This is a genomic window from Prosthecobacter sp., from assembly GCF_044226605.1.
GTDB lineage: Bacteria > Verrucomicrobiota > Verrucomicrobiia > Verrucomicrobiales > Verrucomicrobiaceae > Prosthecobacter.
In genome coordinates this window covers 160,036-176,757 of sequence record NZ_JBGAGS010000001.1, presented here as the reverse complement: position 1 = coordinate 176,757, position 16,722 = coordinate 160,036, and the positions used below count along the sequence as shown (strand labels likewise).

Here is a 16,722-nt window from a genome sequence, read left to right as displayed (position 1 = left end):
TGCAGGATCAGGACCATTCCAGTTTCAGGCCGTCGTAGGCGATCTTTACGCCGGGCGGCAGCTTCGGCTCCTCCACGGCATGCATGATCTCGCATTGGATGTGGGTGAACCAAGTCTGGCGGGGCTGCAACTCCCGGTGCACGGCCAGGCTTTCTTCAAAGCTCATATGGGTGGGGTGCGGGGTATGGCGCAGGGCGTCGATGATGAGTGTGTCCACTTCCTGCAGCAGATCCAGCGCCTCTGGCTCCAGGGTCTTGCAGTCTGGAATGTAGGCGCAAAGTTTTTTCCCGCCACGCTCAAAGAGGTAGCCGATTGTGTGCACTTTCCCATGCAAAACGGGTAGGGGTGAGACCCTGGTTTCTCCGAGATGGAAGGGGCCATGCACCGGTTTGGGGAAAGGCTTCAAATAACCGCGGTAACGGTTCTCTCCATTGAAAGCGTAGAGGAACATCCGCTCCAGCACAGCCAGGCATTCCGGCGTTCCATAAACCGGCAGGAAATGATCGGCCTCAGTAGTGAACCGGCGCAGGTCATCAAAGCCGGTGAGGTGGTCCATGTGCGGATGCGTGAATATAGCCGCGTCCAGACTGCGAATGTTTTCGCGGAGGCACTGCATGCGGAAATCTGGCCCCGTGTCCACCACCCAGGCCGCCTCCGGCGTGTGGATGTGCACCGAACTACGCAGCCGCTTGTCCCTCGGGTCGGTGCTGTGACACACCGCACAGTCACAGCCAATCACCGGAATGCCGACGGACGTACCGGTGCCGAGGAAGGTGAGCTGCATGGACATGGGAGGATAATAGTGGTCTTACGAGTGATAGCCACGAATTGAAACTTTCACAGGGGAGATGCTACTCTTTGTGCTCGCAACGGCGTTTTCCTCGAGTTTATGACGCTTGATTAAGCAGACTTTGCTTTCCCCATGAGTGAACCAATCATTACGGACGCACGGCGAGGACGAATTTAGAAGTCCTTCAATTTTAATGGATGCGCCATTTAGGTGCATTTGTGCATCTTATGCCTATATCACAAAACCAGTCTTCTCATGAACACCCGTTATCTGCTTGTGCTCATTCCCATGGCTGCGGCAGCCTCCTTCTACCTTTGGCAGCCGGGCCAGCAGCCGGCGCAGAGCGGCAAGGCGTTCGTTGTGCAGCATGCAGCTGTGAAGACTGTTGCCAGGGCTTTTGAACTCGATGAGTCTGAGAGAGAAAAACGCAGGCAGGTCAACGCGTCCTTGGCGAGAATGGCTTCCGTTGAATTTCAGCGGGAGATTGATGAGGCAGCCTTCCAAATTCGCGAGCCAAAATACCGGGAGCTGTTTGCCAGGTGGAAGATGAGCGATGCCGCAGTGAACAAAGCGCTGGAGATCATCAAAGAAAGGGAGCTTCAAAAAGGGGCTGCGTTTGTGACCTATCTCAAAGCAGAAGACCGGCCCGGCAGCGGCAAAGATATGAGAATCTCAGGTCAAGTCGAGGATACCCTGGCGGCGCAGGAGCTTGACCGCCTCCTGGGTGTAAACCGAAATCGTGAACTGTCCCTGCTGGATGAAAGGTTGGACAACGAGCATGCGGCGCGGGCAAGATCGCAGGACGATTGACCCGCATCGGGACCGCGCCCAGCGCGGGCATGCTCACTCCACTTCCGGCACCGGCCGGTCCACCGAGCCCTTGTTCCAGCGGCCGTCCAGAGTGAAGGAAAGGTGTGGCGTATAAAGCTGCGGCTCCAGCAGGAAGGAGTCGTGGCCTTTGTCGGAATGGACTGTGATGTGCATGTTGGAAACCTCGGCTTTTTCCAGGTGGCTCACGAGTTCGGCCTGCTCCTCGGGGTAAAAGCAGAAATCACTGTCGATGCTAAAAATCAGGTAGTGCTGGCCGGCGGCCGCACTGCGCGCAAACAAGGCCTCATAGGTGTCAACGCCGGCATCTCCGAGAGGATCATAGCGCAGCCACATGTCGGCGATGCGCAGGTAGGTGTTGGCATCGAAGCGCTTCACGAATTTTTTACCCTGATGCAGCATGTAGCTTTCCACATTGTGCTGCACACGGTACCACGAGAGCGAGGCACCGCCAGACTTCACATCCTGCCGCGCGCGGCGCTCGATGGCATCGAGGTGAACAAAGGTTTTGTGGCTGATCATGCGTGCCAGCGCGAGGCCGTACGTGGGCGCAGTGCCTTCGTAGTAGTCGCCGCCCTTGAAGTGCGGGTCGTTCTCGATCGCGAGCACCTGCTCAAACAGCGTCAGGCGCGTGAGCACCGTGGTGCGGCAGCCGCTGGCAATGGGGACGACGAGCCGGGTGCGCTCGGGATGCAGGGTGGCAAGATTAATCGCAAGCAGGCCTCCAACTGAAGCCCCGATGACGGCATGAAGCTGCTTGATGCCGAGGCTGTCGAGCAGGGCCAGCTGCGAATTGACCACATCGCTCGTGCGCACTTCGGGAAAGGAGCTGCCGTAGGGTTCGCCGGTGGCGGGGTTGATCGAAGCCGGGCCGCTGCTGCCGTAGCAGCCGCCGAGGTAGTTGGCGCAGATGATGAAGTAGCGCTTGGTATCGAGCGCCTTGTCCGGACCGATGAAGAGATCCCACCAGCCGTTGTGGATGTCTTCCGTCCAGCGTGCATCCGTGCCCGGGACTTCCCGGGTGATGCCCGCCGCGTGCTGACTGCCGGAGAGTGCGTGGAACAGCAGGATGGCGTTGGATTTGTCAGCGTTCAGCTTGCCATAGGTTTCGTAGGCGACCGTGATTTCAGGCAGCTGGGCCCCGCAGGCGAAAGTGAACGGTTCTTTTGCGCTTCCGGTTTGGAAAAATTTGGTTTCTACAGTTTTGACGGCCTTCGACATGAGGCGCGGAAGAAACAGGGATTTGGAGTTGCGGCAAGGCAGATTGCTCGCCGGAGGCAGAGATGTTTCCCAGGCTACTGGCAGGAAGACCCGATCAATATCGTTGGTGCTTTGCGTGATTGTGCTTTGGTACCTGAGTTCATTGCCGATAAACTTGTGCATTAAATTCCTGCCTCCGGCCCTCTGCCATGCTCGATCCCTTTGTCACTCTCGAAGAAGCAGGCTTCTCCCTGCGGGGGAGTGGCGGCGTGGACCGGCTGGCCGGCTGGTCGCCTGAGTTGATCGCGGGGCTGGACTGGGCGCGCCTGTCCGAACTGGCGCGGGCGATCGCTTCGACGGCAGGCTGCGAACTGGCCGGTTCCAAAATCATGCCGGATGGCGCGGTGCATTTTGGCATGATCGAAGAGCCCAGGTCTCCGAAAGCACGGCGGGCGATGGTGAAGATCGCCGCATGGAACGAATGGGGTGCCACGCCTGAGACTGTGCAGAAGTTTGCGCAGGAGGTGAGCACCGCGCGCAATACCCGCGGGATTTTGATCGCCCCGGCGGGGTTCAGTCCGGCGGCTCTGCGAACGGCTCAGGAGTTGCGCATCGAAGCGGTGGATGCGGTGGCGCTGGATGGCGCAGTGCGTGCTCTGCCTGGGGACAAAAGTGACTTCCTCTTTGTCGTCACCACCGCCGGAGACTTTTCCATGCCCACCTGCCCGGTCTGCATGAAAAAACTGCAGCGCGTTGAGCAGGAGTCTCTGGCATTGGCCTCACGCACCATCGATGCGGACGGTCTCATCGCCGATGTCGTCGTCTGTGACCGGCTCGAAATAGCCAGCGGCTGTGAAGTGACCTTTTTGCAGGAGGTGCGGGCACGCTCGATCACGGTTTCCGGGCATGCTTCAGGGGATTTTGTGTGTGAAGGCCCGGTGACATTGGAAAAAGGGGGCACTTTGTCCGGCAAGGTGGCTGCGCGCTCACTGGTGGTGCGTGACGGCGGCGAGCTTCTGGGGCAGTTCCGGATTTTGGAGGGAGATCTGGGTTCGTTTGCCAAGCCTGCGGTGCGCTGGCACTGGCGCTGTGCTGGCGTGGACGGGCAGCGCCAGTGCGCGTGGGTGGTTTTTGAGCCGCATCAGTGAGGGGTGTAGTTCGTTCTTGGCACGCATGGCCCGGCTGTGGCATGTAACGGCCATGTCTTCCCATTCCTCCGGCCCCGGCGCTCTGCTTCGACTGGTGTTTTACGCCGCCGCCATCGTCATGGCCCTGCTGCATGTGTTCGTGACGTTTCGCGGACTTAGCAGTGCCGAAGGGATGAACCAGGCGCAGCTCGCACGGCAGATTTCGAGGACGGGATCTTTTCAAACGCATGTCATCGAACCTTATGCCTGGGCGCAGATGGAGGCGGCACAGAAGAAGCCCACGCCGCTCGCCATGCCGGAGACGGTGCAGCCCCCATTGCAGCCGTTGCTATGGTCTGCCGCGTTTCGCTTCATGAAGCCATGGTTGGTTTATGATCCAGCCACCAACGGGGCTGTCTTCATCATGGACCGTGTGATCGCCTGTTTTGGAGTGACGTGGTATCTGCTGGCCATTTATTTTACCCATGGCGCGGCGCGGCGCTTGTTTGATGAGCAGGTGGCCAGTATTTCGGCGGTGGCGATGCTGGTGTGTGAACCGGCATGGGAGCTCATGGTCAGCGGCGCGGCGCGCGGCCTGCTGGTGCTGCTTTTCGCCCTGGCCTTTCGTCTGTACGCGTCTGCAGCGAACCGTGCGGTGGAAAACCGCGGAGTGCTGCAGCCGCTGATATTGCTGGGCGGCGTGTGTTCGCTGATGGTGCTCACCCACTGGCTGTCTTTTTGGATCGTGCTGGGCATCGTCATCGGGACAGCGGTCTTCATGCCAAAAGGCAGGCTGGGGGCCGTGGTGGTAGCCTTGCTACCGTTGCTTACGCTCGCAGCCTGGGGCTGGTGGAATACTCAGCTTTGTGGAGATCCACTCGGCGGCATCAAAGCTTTGTTTCAGGCGCAATCCTCAGCCGTGGCCCATGACCTATTGCTGCGGGATTTCACTCCGACCGTGCCGCTGCTGCAGGTGGACGATCTGGTGCGTCGTGTGGGACTTGGCTGGCAGGATCAGCTGGGCATGCTGGTGGCTCATCTGGGATATGTCGTGCCGGGGCTGTTCTTCTTCCTCGCGCCCATGCACCGTTTCCGCAAAGGAGATGCGGCCTCCGCGCGCTGGACGCTGGTGCTCATCTTCATCTCTGTGACCGTGGGCATGGGGCTTATAGGGCTGGCGGACAAGGTGAAGGATGACAACGCGCTGTACATCGTGCTCATGCCCGCGATGGCCACCTTTGGAGCCGCCATGCTGGTGGTGTTGTGGTCTCGTTTTCAGGTGTCCGGCGAATTTATGGCGCGTTGGGGGGCACCGCTGGCGGCACTCGTCATTACAGCTCTGCCCATGGCGGTGAATCTGCCTGTGGTGATCAAATTTGGCCTTACCATGCGCGGCAAGATCCCGCCACACTGGCCGCCGTACATGCCGGACCGAGTCTCCGTCCTGCACCAGCTGACGGAAAAAGACGAGTTCGTCTTTTCCGACTCGCCCGCCTTTGTCGCCTGGTATGGCGACATCCCCTGCGTAAACCTATGCACCCAGCGCGGTGATTATGAACAGATGAAAACAAAGGCCGAAGAGCGTGGTGCCAGGCTCGCGGGTTTTGTCATGACCCCCGTTTCCGCCAAGGTCGAGCACATCACGGACCTTTATACCGGCCCCTATTCGGAATGGCGTGACCTCATCATCCGTGGTCCCATGCTAGCGTTTGACCGCGATTTTTCGCCAAGCCCCGAATTTCCATTTAAAAACCCCATTCCTCTTGTCGGACAGGCCGTGGGAGACAAAGAGCATCTCAGCCTGCCGATGGTCTTTTACACGGACAAGGCGAGGACAATTAAGAAATAGAGGGGTGGGCATTGAACAAGAGTGCGCATTGGTGGGTCTATGCCCGCACCTATGAACAAGCGTGCGAACATCCTGTTATTTGCCGTACTCTGCTTTGCCCTCACGAGCTGCTCTCCCTATGACGAGCATGAAGCCAAAGTTACAGCGAGGATGATCGAGCGGCTGCAGGACGAGAGGGCGTTCATGGTGACGGGCGTGGTCGTCAGGCCGGGCAAATACTACGCGGACGGCTCGAAAGAGACCAAGGTCTCTCAAGCGATTCAACAAGCAGGCGGCTTTGCTCAATTTGCCAACAAGCGCCGGGTGATTCTTCGCAGAGGCACCGGTGGTTCAATGCAGCGCATATTCGTCAACTTGGATGAAAAATATCACAGCAGGAGGTCCATGCCGGACATAACCATTTGGCCTGGTGATGTCATCATCGTTGAAGAGAGAAAGGTCTCGTTCTAATCCTGCTTTCAAACTCAACCTGATGATCCTGCCCCGCTTCATTGTTCATCTTGCGGCGCAAAACGGATTCGGACGAAGACGATGCGACGATCAAGGCAGGCGATGTGATCATCGCTTATGGTCGGGACTTGCTTTCGGCATTTGAATAATGACCTGAGTCAATCCAGGCACGTTCTGAAAAACCGAAGCGAATCCGCCAGATGCTCATGCCAGTAGTCCCAGGTATGTCCGCCGGGAAACTCCTCATACACATGCGGAATGCCCGCTGCCTCCAGATCGCGGTGCAGCTTGCGGTTGTATTCGATGAGGATGTCTTCAGAGCCGCAGTCAAAACGCAGGTGCGGGACCTGGGACGCCTGCTTTGCGCAATCGAGGACGGCCAATGGATTTGTGTCCGTCAGATCGTATTTCGCCAGCGCCTCCTCCACAAAGCCCTGCATCTGCGCCGGCGCATCCGTGATGCTGCTGTGGGCGCTGATGGCGGCAAATTTTTGCGGATTCAGCAAGCCCAGCCGCAGAGCTCCATAGCCGCCCATGGACAGGCCGCCGATGAAACGTGGCGCGTCTTTGCAGCGGGAATCGATCTCCGCCGCCGCTTCGGGCACCTCTTCCACGATCCACCGGGCGAAATCAGCGTTGCGATGCTGCACATACCCGGAGCCATCGCCCCACAGGCCATCGGATGGCATCGCCAGCATCATTGGCGGCAGGCCTTCTTCTCGGATCAAACGGTCCATAACCTCCCGCGCTCCGCCCTTGTACAGCCATGCCCAATGGCTGCCGTAAACACCGTGCAGCAGAATGACCAGCGGCAGTTTTTCCGCCGTCGTATCGGGCGGCACATAGAGGCTGAGGTCGGCACGATGGCAAAGCGCCGCGGACTTCACCGTGACATGATAAACGCCATCGCCTACGGCGGCGGATTCAAACGTGCGGAAACTCATTTCACGCGAGGATGTCTTTGATCACCTTCGCGCCTTCCACGCCGCTGAGGCGGGCATCCAGTCCCTGGAACTTGAAACTAAACGCGTCATGATTGATGCCAAGCTGGTGCAGCATGGTGGCATGCAGATCGTGGACGGTGGTGATTTTGTCGATGGCGGCATATCCCAGATCATCCGTGGCCCCATGGACCATGCCGCCCTGGATGCCGGCACCCGCCAGCCAGACGGACATAGCCTTGTTGTGGTGATCGCGTCCGCTGCCGCCCTGGGACATGGGTGTGCGACCAAACTCGCCCGCCCAGACAATGAGGGTCTCTTCGAGCATGCCGCGCTGTTTGAGGTCGGTGATGAGCGCCATGCAGGCGCGGTCGATTTCCTGCGCTTTGAGCGCAACACCGTCCTTCACGCCGCCATGGTGATCCCAGTCCTTGTGGTAGAGCTGGATGAAGCGGGTGCCGCGCTCGGCGAGACGGCGTGCGAGAAGGCAGTTGGACGCAAAGGAGCCATCTCCCGGGGTGCAGCCGTAGAGTTCCAGGGCCTTTGCGCCTTCCTTGCTCACGTCCATCAGATCGGGAACGCTGGCCTGCATTTGAAAGGCCATCTCATACTGAGCAATACGGGTGGCGATTTCGGGATCGTCCACGAGGCTGCCGCGCTGCTTGTTGAGCGAATTGATCGCAGCCACATCGCGGCCCTGCTGATCGCGCGAGATGCCACCCGGATTGGTAAGATATAAAACCGGATCTCCCTGGGCACGAAGCTGCACGCCCTGAAATTTGGAGGGGAGGAAGCCGCTGCTCCACTGCCGCGCGGCGATGGGCTGGTTCTGGCCGCCTTTGCCGAGGGAAGTGAGAACCACAAAGCCGGGCAGGTCCGAGGCATCGGTGCCGAGACCGTAGGTGATCCATGAGCCCATGCTGGGGCGGCCGGCAATCTGCGAGCCGGTGTTCATGAACATGTGCGCCGGGTCGTGATTGATGGCGTCCGTGGTCATGGAGCGGATCAGGCAGATGTCATCGATGACGCTGCCGATCTGCGGAAAGAGAGAGCAGATTTCGATCTGATTTTTCCCAAACTTGGCAAAGGGATGCTGCGGGCCGAAGCAGTTCAGCGGCTTGCCCTGGAGCTGTGCGAGCTGCTGCCCTTTGGTGAAGGACTCCGGCATGGGCTTGCCGTCCATTTCGGCCAGCTTCGGCTTGGGATCAAACGTCTCCAGGTGTGATGGCCCGCCAGCCATGGTCAGCCAGATCACTCGCCTGGCCTTCTGCGGCAGGGGCAGGGAACCCAGCACACCCCGTACAGGCGCGGCGTATGAGGGACGCATCAGAGAGGCCAGGGCCACCGCTCCCAGGCCCTGGGATGTCCTGCCAAGAAAAGCGCGACGATGGAGCGGTGATGGAGAATGCATGGTATTACTTGGTACTGGGCTTTTTGCCCAAATTTTTCAGCTCTTGCTCGGTCCACATGGTCATGTGGCTTTTGCTTTGTTCGCGGATGGTGGAGACGGTCTTGGTATCCACCGGGGAGGCGGTGTGCTCCCATTCACGCCGGATGTAGGTGAGCACACCGGCGATGTCTTCATCGGAAAGCTGGGGCAGCGGAGGCATGGCGAGGTTGAAGTTACGGCCGCCAACCTTCACAGGGCCGGCAAGGCCCTGCATGACGATGCGGGCGGTGATGTCCGGCTTGCCAAGCACCCACTCGCTGTCCACCAGTGGCGGGGCGAGCCCGTCAAGCCCAAAGCCGTGCGGTTGATGGCATGCGGCGCAGAGAGTGGCGTAGATGGTTTTGCCTTTTTCAAACAGAGCGGTCTGCGCCTCATTCAATGGAACGATTTTCGGCGGGGGCGGTGCGCCTGGTTTGCCGGGCCAGGCAAGGCGTGCTTCCACGCTGGTGAACAGCTTGGCGCTGGTCTTGTCCGTCATGGCGGCTTTGAGTGTCTTGAACGAGGTGGGTTCGGCCTCCAGCCAGAGCAGTTTAACGGGTGTTTTGGATTTGGGATCAGCGCCCGTGGTGGCGAGTCCTTTGATGGTGGCGACCTGCAGTGCTCCACCCTTCGGCTGTGCGGCAGCGAGTTCGAGCATGTCTTCAAACGGCCCTGCCTTGTTTGCCGAGGCGAGCAGTGCGCCAAGTGCTTCCATGACCGGCATGATCTGCGTGCCATTGTCTTTGTTAAGCTGTCCGGCCAGCAGCTTGGCAAAGGCCGCCTCCCTGCCACGCAGGCCGGTGAGTGCACCTTCGCGCACGAGAGCGATTTTGCCATGGCTGGCGAGCAGCCTGGCCACAGCAGCATCAGCATCTGGCAGATTGAAAGAAGTCAGCTTGATGGCGAGGTGTGCGAGCACGAGCGCGTCTTTTTCCGAGGTCAGAGCGATGAGGTCCGGTGCGAGATCGCGTCCGGCAATGCGCACGGCTGCCGCACGCACCTGGGCATCTTTGTCAGCAAGGACGCTGCGCAGCACATCTGGCGTGATGGAGGCGAGGCCATCCAGGGCCCACAGCGCGTGCAAACGGGAGAGGGGCGTGCCGGTGGTGAGAAGCTCCTTCAGCGCGGGAACGGTGGAGGCGTCGCCGGACTCCACGATCAGACGCTGGGCAGTGTCTCGCACCCAGCCGCTGGCGTGGCTGAGAAGTTTCACATCCTTGCTCACCTTCACCGGCTGCGGGCGCTCTTTGGTGTCTGGCACGATGCGCCAGATGCGGCCCTGGTTGAACGGGGTCTCCAGTTTGCGGTCCTTGATGTTCGCGATGAGGTAGTGCGTGAGAAAGCTCTGGTGCTGGATGATGCCGCGGTACATGTCCACAAGATAGAGGGCGCCATCCGGGCCGTCGGCTGCATTGACCGGGCGGAAGCGTTCGTCGGTGGAGGTGAGGAACTCGGTGGTCTTGGCTGTGTTCGTTGCTGTCACGATGCCACCCTTCTCGCTCATGGTGAAGCGCTTCACCAGATTGGCGCAGGGCTCGGGGATGAAGGCATTGCCACGGTAGGCCGCAGGGAAGGCATCGCCGCGATAGATCAGCGCGCCGCAGGTGCCGGTCGGCTTGCTCAGCGTGCCGTCTGCGCGGAGGGATTTAGGATCGTAGCCGCGGTTCACACCCGGGGTGGGGTGGGAAGGATAGAGCGTCTGATCCGCCGCCACCTTGGCGTTGACGCTGGAGGCATTGCGCAGAAGCGGATTGCGTGTGAAGGCTTCCGTGGGCAGGAGGTCGGCACGGAGCATGTCGGAGTTATAGTTGAAATAAAGCCGGCCGTAGTCGTCCTGGCAGAGGCCCCACTGGCCGCGGCCCAGGCCGCTGTCCTTCTGCCACACGCCGCCGCGCAGCTTGAAGCGTGTGGAGTATCCGGCGCTCCAGATGGCATTGTCCATGGCCCAGACCGGAGTATTGGCCATGTGCTCAGGCTGGCCGCCGAGCGTGCCATAATCGGTGGCGACGACGTCCTTCACATCCGCCTTGCCGTCACCATCGGTGTCTTTGCAGAAAAACAAATTCGGAGGCACGGCGATCAAGGCCCCGCCGTTCACCGCCATCACAGCGCGGGGCATGACAAGGTTGTCCAGAAACGGTGTGGTCTTGTCCATGCGGCCATCGCCGTCGGTGTCTTCGAGCAGCGAAACGCGACCGGTGGGCTCGGTTTCGCCACCTCCTGCGAGGTCGTGCATGTAGCCGCGCATTTCGACCACGTAGAGGCGGCCCTGATCGTCAAAGCTCATGGCCACCGGAGATTCGATCATCGGCTCGCTGGCGACGAGTTCGATGCGGAATCCTTTTTCGAGTTTGAAGGTCTTCATCTCCTCCTCCCAGGACAGCGGGGCTGGAGGCGGCAGCTTGAACTTCAACTCGACCTTTTCCGGGCCGGCATTTTTTTGATTAACGGCATGCGCGGAAGGCAGCAGGGACAAGGCGAGGACGACCAGCGACGAGCGTAGCAGAGCGGGGAACCTGGGGGAAGGCATGAGGGGCATTTTTTGAATGTGAGCGGGGCAGGGGAAACCAACCCAAATTCCGGGCGAATCCTAGTCGCTCAATGACCAATTTTGATATTTCTGGAGTCGCTCTGAGCGCCTCACTTTTCCTTTTTTGGCTTCGGCTGCTCGGAGCCCTTGATGGTCAGAGCGGGAACAGGATCGTTCTTTCCGGTAAACGTATTCCAGGCCTGCTGGAAGGCCGCCGCGTCACGCACATCTCCTTCGGCCACAAGCCATTGGTAGTGCAGCTTGAAGGGAGCCTTCGCGCTGGCCCTGCCCTTCGGGAACATGCCAAAGCGGCCATAGTCGCGGTAGGCGGAGGTGGCGGTGTCCTTCGGGTTCTCGGGGTGGTTCAGAATCAGGACGGTAAAGGTCTTGCCCTCGACCGTGAAGACCTCAGTGGCCCAGGGTAGGTCTTTGACCTTGTGGGCGTCGATGTTCTCACCGGGGAAAATGTAGGTCGTTGTTTTGGTGTCCACCTTCTCAGAGGGGCGGAACTGCGCGCCTGCGTGTTCGGGGTCGCCTCCCATTTCAGCCTCACCGCTCACGGGCTTGATGGCGCTTGTCATGTCGATGCCGAGATAAAACGGCTTCGGAGGTGTGGTGAAGGTGAAGCGTCGCTCTTCCGTGAGGAAGGCATCCTTGGTGTCTCCCTGCCAGTCGATGGCGGCCGTGAAGCTGGAATCTCCTGGCGTCACTTGGGTGACGACCTGGTCCCCGCCCTTCATATGCCAGCGGTCGTAGGATTTGCCGCCATAGCTGATCTTGCTGAAGCCGAGGAAGATGCCGCGGTGGTGGGTGAAATTGGAGCCGTGCCCTTTGGTGAGGCGGGTGGCTCCGCTGGGATCAAAGACGTGGAGGTAAGGCTTGTACGTCTCGTGGTGCTTGTCGGGCGTACTCAGGTCATTGGCGGTCATCAACCGGGCCACGACCTTGCCATCGGCGGAAACATCGACGTGATCTTTTTCAACGACCGTGATGTCGAAGGCGGCGGCCTTGAGAGAGAGGGCAAGGAGGAAGAGGGCGGTGGGTTTCATGCGAGGATTTTCTTGATGACCTTGGCACCTTCAACGCCGGAGAGGCGGGCGTCCAGTCCCTGAAACTTGAAGCTGAAGGCGTCGTGCCGGATGCCGAGCTGGTGGAGCATGGTGGCGTGGAGGTCGTGCACGTTGGTGATGTTTTCCTGGGCGGCGTAGCCGAGGTCATCAGTGCTGCCATAGGTGACGCCACGCTGGATGCCCGCGCCGGCGAGCCACATGGACATGGCCTTGTTGTGGTGGTCGCGACCGACGGGGCCTTTGTTTCCCTGCGCCATGGGCGTGCGGCCAAACTCGCCGCTGAAGACGATGAGCGTGTCGTCAAACATGCCACGCTGCTTGAGGTCCTTGATCAATGCGGCGCAGGCCTGGTCCACTTCTTTGGCACGGAGCGGAAGCTCCTCCTTCAGCAGGCTATGGTGATCCCAGTCCCGATGGTAGAGCTGGATGAAACGCGTGCCGCGCTCGGCGAGGCGGCGGGCGAGGAGGCAGTTGGAGGCAAAGGAGCCATCACCGGGCTGGCAGCCGTAGAGTTCCAGCGTCTTGGCTCCCTCGCCGCGGAGGTCCATCAGCTCCGGCACGCTGGCCTGCATCTGGAAAGCCATTTCATACTGCGCGATGCGGGTGGCGATTTCAGGGTCATCACAAATGGCGGCGTGCTGTTTGTTGAGGCCGTTGATGGCGGCAAAGTCGCGCCCCTGACGATCTCGCGTGACGCCATTGGGGCTGGTCAGATAGAGAACCGGATCTCCCAGGGAACGGAGCTGGACGCCTTGAAATTTGGAAGGCAGAAATCCGCTGCTCCACTGGCGGGCGGCGATGGGCTGGGGATTGCGGCCTTTGCCTGTGGACATCATGACGACGAAGCCAGGAAGGTCTTCGGCCTCGCTGCCGAGACCGTAGGTGACCCAAGATCCCATGCTAGGGCGGCCGGCAATCTGCGCGCCGGTATTCATGAACATGTGAGCGGGGTCGTGATTGATCGCGTCCGTCGTCATCGAACGCACAAGGCAGATGTCATCCGCCACGCTGCCGATGTGGGGCAGGAGTTCTGACATCTCCGTCTGGCATTCACCATACTTCTGAAAGCGGAACATGGGGCCTTTGCACACGAGCTTCTGACCCTGGAGCTGCGCGAGCTGCTGCCCTTTGGTGAAAGATTCGGGCATGGGCTTGCCATCCATCTGCGCGAGCTGCGGCTTGTAATCGAAAAGCTCCAGCTGCGACGGCCCGCCTGCCATAGTGAGCCAGATGACGCGTTTTGCCTTTTGAGGCAGCGGCAAAGAGCCGAGCACACCGCTGGAGGCCGCGTTCAGCAGCTTTGGCTGCAGGAGTGAGGCCAGCGCCACGCTGCCGAGTCCTTGAGTGGTGCGGCCGAGGAAAGCGCGGCGGGTTTGAGGAGAGATCGCATTCATGGATCAGCTGCGAGTGATGGTTTCATGCAGGTTCAGCAGCACACGTGCGACGTGTGTCCACGCGGCAAGTTCGCTCTTGTTGAGGTTTGCGGGAACCACAGACGCTCCTGTTTTGAGCAGGGCTTCAGCAGAGGTGGCATCCTTCTGGTAATCGGCCAGCTGCTGCGCGTGCAAGGCCGAGAGTGTTTTGAGTTCTTCCGCGCTCGGTTTGCGCTGCAATGCCTGCTGCACGGCCCAGGTGATGCGCTGGGCGGCATCGCCGCTGCATTCCGTGAGGATGCGTGCGGCAAAGACGCGGGCGGCTTCGACATAGGTGGGGTCATTGAGGAGAACGAGCGCCTGCTGCGGGATGTTGGAGCGGTTTCGCTCGGCCACGCATTCCTCACGGCTGGGGGCGTCGAAGGCGAGGAGGGAAGGGTGGGTGAAGGTGCGCTGCCACCAGGTGTAGAGCCCTCGGCGGTACAATCCTTCGCCGCTGTCGTTCTGCCATTCGCGCGTGGGGAAGTTCAGGTTTTCCCAGTACTTGGCGGGCTGGTAGGGCTTGACGCTGGGACCGCCGATTTTCGGAACGAGCAGGCCGGAAATGGCGAGCGCATTGTCACGCACGAGTTCGGCATCCAGTCGGAAGGGGCTCTGCCGGGCGCATTCGCGGTTGTAAGGATCGGCGGCGGTGAGCTCTTTGGTGGAGGTGGAGACCTGCTTGTAGGTATCGCTGTCCACAATGACGCGAATCATGTGCTGCGTGTCCCAGCCGCTGTCCATGAACTCACAGGCCAGCCAGTCGAGCAGCGCGGGATTCACCGGAGGCTCGCCCTGCGCGCCGAGGTCGTCGAGCACCTTGCTCAAGCCGGTGCCGAAAAACTGCTTCCACAGGCGGTTCATCACCGTGCGGGCGGTGAGCGGGTTGTCCTTGGAGACAAGCCACTGCGCCAGATCGAGACGGGTGAGGTCACGGCCTTCGATTTTGGGCTTGGGCAGGTAGCCGGGGAGGGCGGCTTTCACGACCTCGCCGCTTTCGTCCATCCAGTTGCCACGTGGCAGAATGCGCACGGTACGCTTGTTGGCGTCACTGACAGAGACGATGCACTTGGGCGCGCCGTTTTCAAAATCCGCCTTCTCTTTTTCCACGGTGGCGATCTTGGAGCGGAGCTCGCTGAGTTCCGGGGCGATCTGCTTGTAGGCGGCGGTAAGCTGCTGCTTCTGTGCGGGGCCACGCTTTTCGGGTGCGGATTTGAGAATGGCTGCAATTTCGGCGGCGGGAAGCCCGGTGCCGGGCGCGCGGATGGGTTTCGGTGCGCTCGTGGTGCTGACACGGAGATTTGCCATTTCGTGATTCTCTCCCCAGCCAAAGGTGAGGGTAAGCATCACATGGGTCTGGGCTTCGGCGAGGGGTTCGGCCAGTTCAAGATAGAGGGACTGATCCGCCTTCATGCCACCCAGTACGCCCCAGCCGTTGTTCTTTTGGTCGGTAATGCCATCGATGGCGGCCGCGGCGGGGAAGCTCTTTTGCTCATACGTGGCGCTGGCATGTGAAACCGCGATTTTGGCTTGCTGCTTTTTGTCACCGCTGGTGAGAGAGACTTCGCTAAGCACAAAATTGCCGTTGGAGGCGAGGCCGATGCCGGGCAGTTTTTCCTTGAGCGCATCAATGCGGATACTGGTGGTGCCTGCGGGAAGCTTGGTCGTGAGCGTGTAGGTCTCGGTGCCGTCGTTCTGCTTCCGTTCGTTGCGCTTGGCATCGATGACGCCGCGCACGATGCCATCCTTGTCGGCTTTGAGCGCGACGTTTTTCTTTGCTGATGCAGCGGCGATCTGCTTCACAGGCTGCCACAGGCCGCTTGAGTTCACGGCTTCCAGCGCCAGCTTTTCCCATGCTTCCTGCGCAGGTGCGAGATCGGGACGCGGTTTGGCGAATTCAGCCTGCAGAGCGGCCAGGCGTTGCGCGATGTCCGCCTGCTTCTTCTCTCCTGCCGGGTCGAGAACCATCATGCCGGGCTCGCGACGGCCGAGGATGGGTTCCTTGATGTCGGCAAAGAAGGCGCCCAGGGAGTAGAAGTCGCGCATGGTCCACGGGTCAAACTTGTGGTCGTGGCATTGGCAGCAGCCGGTGGTCTGGCCCATCCAGGCATTGCCCACGGCGCGCACGCGGTCGGTGAGCATACGTTGCTCGTAGTCCTTGGCCTGTGCGCCGCCTTCCTCGGTGGTGAGAAGGAGGCGGTTGAAGGCGGAGCCGACTTTGGACTCCTGGTTTGCATCCGGCAGGAGATCGCCCGCAATCTGCTCCAGCGTGAAGCGGTCAAAGCGCTTGTTGCTGTTGAAGGACTGGATGACGTAGTCGCGGTAGGGCCACACGTTGTGCGGGTTGTCGCTGTGGTAGCCGATGGTGTCCGCAAACCGAACCACATCCAGCCAGCCGATGGCCATGCGCTCGCCGTAGTGCGGGTTTTTGAGCAGACTGTCCACGATCTTCGCATAGGCCGCGGGGGAGGGGTCCTTTTCAAAGGCAGTTACCTCTTCCGGCTTGGGAGGCATGCCGAGGAGGTCCAGGTAAAGCCGGCGGATCAAACTGCGCGCATCCGCCTGGGGCGAGGGCTTGAGGCCGATCTGAGCAAGGCGCTGCTGCACCAGAACATCCACGCCGTTTTTGCCTGCGGGGATGGCGGCCTTCACCGGTTTTTCATAGGACCAATGCTGCTGATAGGCCGCCCCCTGGTCGATCCACCTTTTCAAAATTTCCTTCTGCCGCTGAGTGAGCTTCTTGTGCGAATCCGGTGGCGGCATGAGGTCGTCCTCATCCGCGGTGAGGATGCGCGACACGAGCTCGCTTTTGGCCGCTTTGCCGGGAATGAAGGCCTCCGCCTTTACTGCCTCCTCACGAATGTCCAGCCGGAGATCCGCCTCCCGGTGCTTGGGGTCATTGCCATGGCAGTAAAAGCAGTTGTCCGAGAGGATCGGCTGCACATCACGATTGTACTCAATCTTGGCAGGCACCGGCGGCTCGGCGGCGTTCAGCCCCAGCGCGGCAAGCAGAAGGAAACAGGTTGGTTTGGTCATAAGCAGTCGGAAAAGAATACGCGCCCACAGAACGCGATATTGACACCTGATTTGCCGTCT

General features: G+C 60.3%; 12 protein-coding genes. 4 read left to right on the top strand and 8 right to left on the bottom strand.

What is annotated here, in order from left to right:
- Positions 1–7: 7 nt before the first annotated feature.
- Complete coding sequence (locus ACILSO_RS00655) at positions 8–790, bottom strand: MBL fold metallo-hydrolase (RefSeq protein ID WP_395735431.1); 783 nt, start codon at positions 788–790, stop codon at positions 8–10.
- A gap of 288 nt (positions 791–1,078) precedes the next feature.
- Between ACILSO_RS00655 and ACILSO_RS00650 the strand changes: the two genes are divergently transcribed.
- Complete coding sequence (locus tag ACILSO_RS00650) at positions 1,079–1,600, top strand: hypothetical protein (protein WP_395735430.1); 522 nt, start codon at positions 1,079–1,081, stop codon at positions 1,598–1,600.
- Positions 1,601–1,633: 33 nt separating this feature from the next.
- Here ACILSO_RS00650 and ACILSO_RS00645 read toward each other — a convergent pair whose 3' ends face one another.
- Positions 1,634–2,839, bottom strand: a complete 1,206-nt coding sequence (locus ACILSO_RS00645; protein WP_395735429.1) for a homoserine O-acetyltransferase — start codon at positions 2,837–2,839, stop codon at positions 1,634–1,636.
- 188 nt (positions 2,840–3,027) lie between these two features.
- On the opposite strand from ACILSO_RS00645, the gene ACILSO_RS00640 reads away from it, so the two are divergent.
- From ACILSO_RS00640 to ACILSO_RS00630, 3 genes are read left to right on the top strand one after another with little or no spacing between them, the layout of a single operon-like run.
- Positions 3,028–3,966, top strand: coding sequence for a polymer-forming cytoskeletal protein (locus tag ACILSO_RS00640; protein WP_395735428.1), 939 nt, complete (start codon positions 3,028–3,030; stop codon positions 3,964–3,966).
- 52 nt (positions 3,967–4,018) lie between these two features.
- Positions 4,019–5,794, top strand: a complete 1,776-nt coding sequence (locus ACILSO_RS00635; RefSeq protein WP_395735427.1) for a hypothetical protein — start codon at positions 4,019–4,021, stop codon at positions 5,792–5,794.
- Positions 5,795–5,845: 51 nt separating this feature from the next.
- Complete coding sequence (locus tag ACILSO_RS00630; RefSeq protein ID WP_395735426.1) at positions 5,846–6,244, top strand: polysaccharide biosynthesis/export family protein; 399 nt, start codon at positions 5,846–5,848, stop codon at positions 6,242–6,244.
- A 158-nt stretch (positions 6,245–6,402) separates the two neighbouring features.
- On the opposite strand, the gene ACILSO_RS00625 is transcribed toward ACILSO_RS00630, so the two are convergent.
- The 6 genes from ACILSO_RS00625 to ACILSO_RS00600 form a co-directional block, all read right to left on the bottom strand.
- The gene (locus ACILSO_RS00625) at positions 6,403–7,188 is read right to left on the bottom strand and encodes an alpha/beta hydrolase (protein WP_395735425.1); all 786 of its coding nucleotides are present in this window, start codon (positions 7,186–7,188) and stop codon (positions 6,403–6,405) included.
- 1 nt (position 7,189) lies between these two features.
- Positions 7,190–8,596, bottom strand: a complete 1,407-nt coding sequence (locus ACILSO_RS00620) for a DUF1501 domain-containing protein (RefSeq protein ID WP_395735424.1) — start codon at positions 8,594–8,596, stop codon at positions 7,190–7,192.
- A 4-nt stretch (positions 8,597–8,600) separates the two neighbouring features.
- On the bottom strand, positions 8,601–11,144 hold the full coding sequence (locus tag ACILSO_RS00615) for a c-type cytochrome (RefSeq protein WP_395735423.1): 2,544 nt from the start codon (positions 11,142–11,144) through the stop codon (positions 8,601–8,603).
- A 110-nt stretch (positions 11,145–11,254) separates the two neighbouring features.
- On the bottom strand, positions 11,255–12,193 hold the full coding sequence (locus ACILSO_RS00610; protein ID WP_395735422.1) for a DUF6807 family protein: 939 nt from the start codon (positions 12,191–12,193) through the stop codon (positions 11,255–11,257).
- A complete protein-coding gene (locus tag ACILSO_RS00605; protein ID WP_395735421.1) occupies positions 12,190–13,608 on the bottom strand; it encodes a DUF1501 domain-containing protein in 1,419 nt (472 codons plus the stop codon). Before ACILSO_RS00605 ends, ACILSO_RS00610 begins: the two co-directional genes overlap by 4 nt.
- Before the next feature lie 3 nt (positions 13,609–13,611).
- Complete coding sequence (locus tag ACILSO_RS00600) at positions 13,612–16,662, bottom strand: PSD1 and planctomycete cytochrome C domain-containing protein (RefSeq protein ID WP_395735420.1); 3,051 nt, start codon at positions 16,660–16,662, stop codon at positions 13,612–13,614.
- Positions 16,663–16,722: the final 60 nt, after the last annotated feature.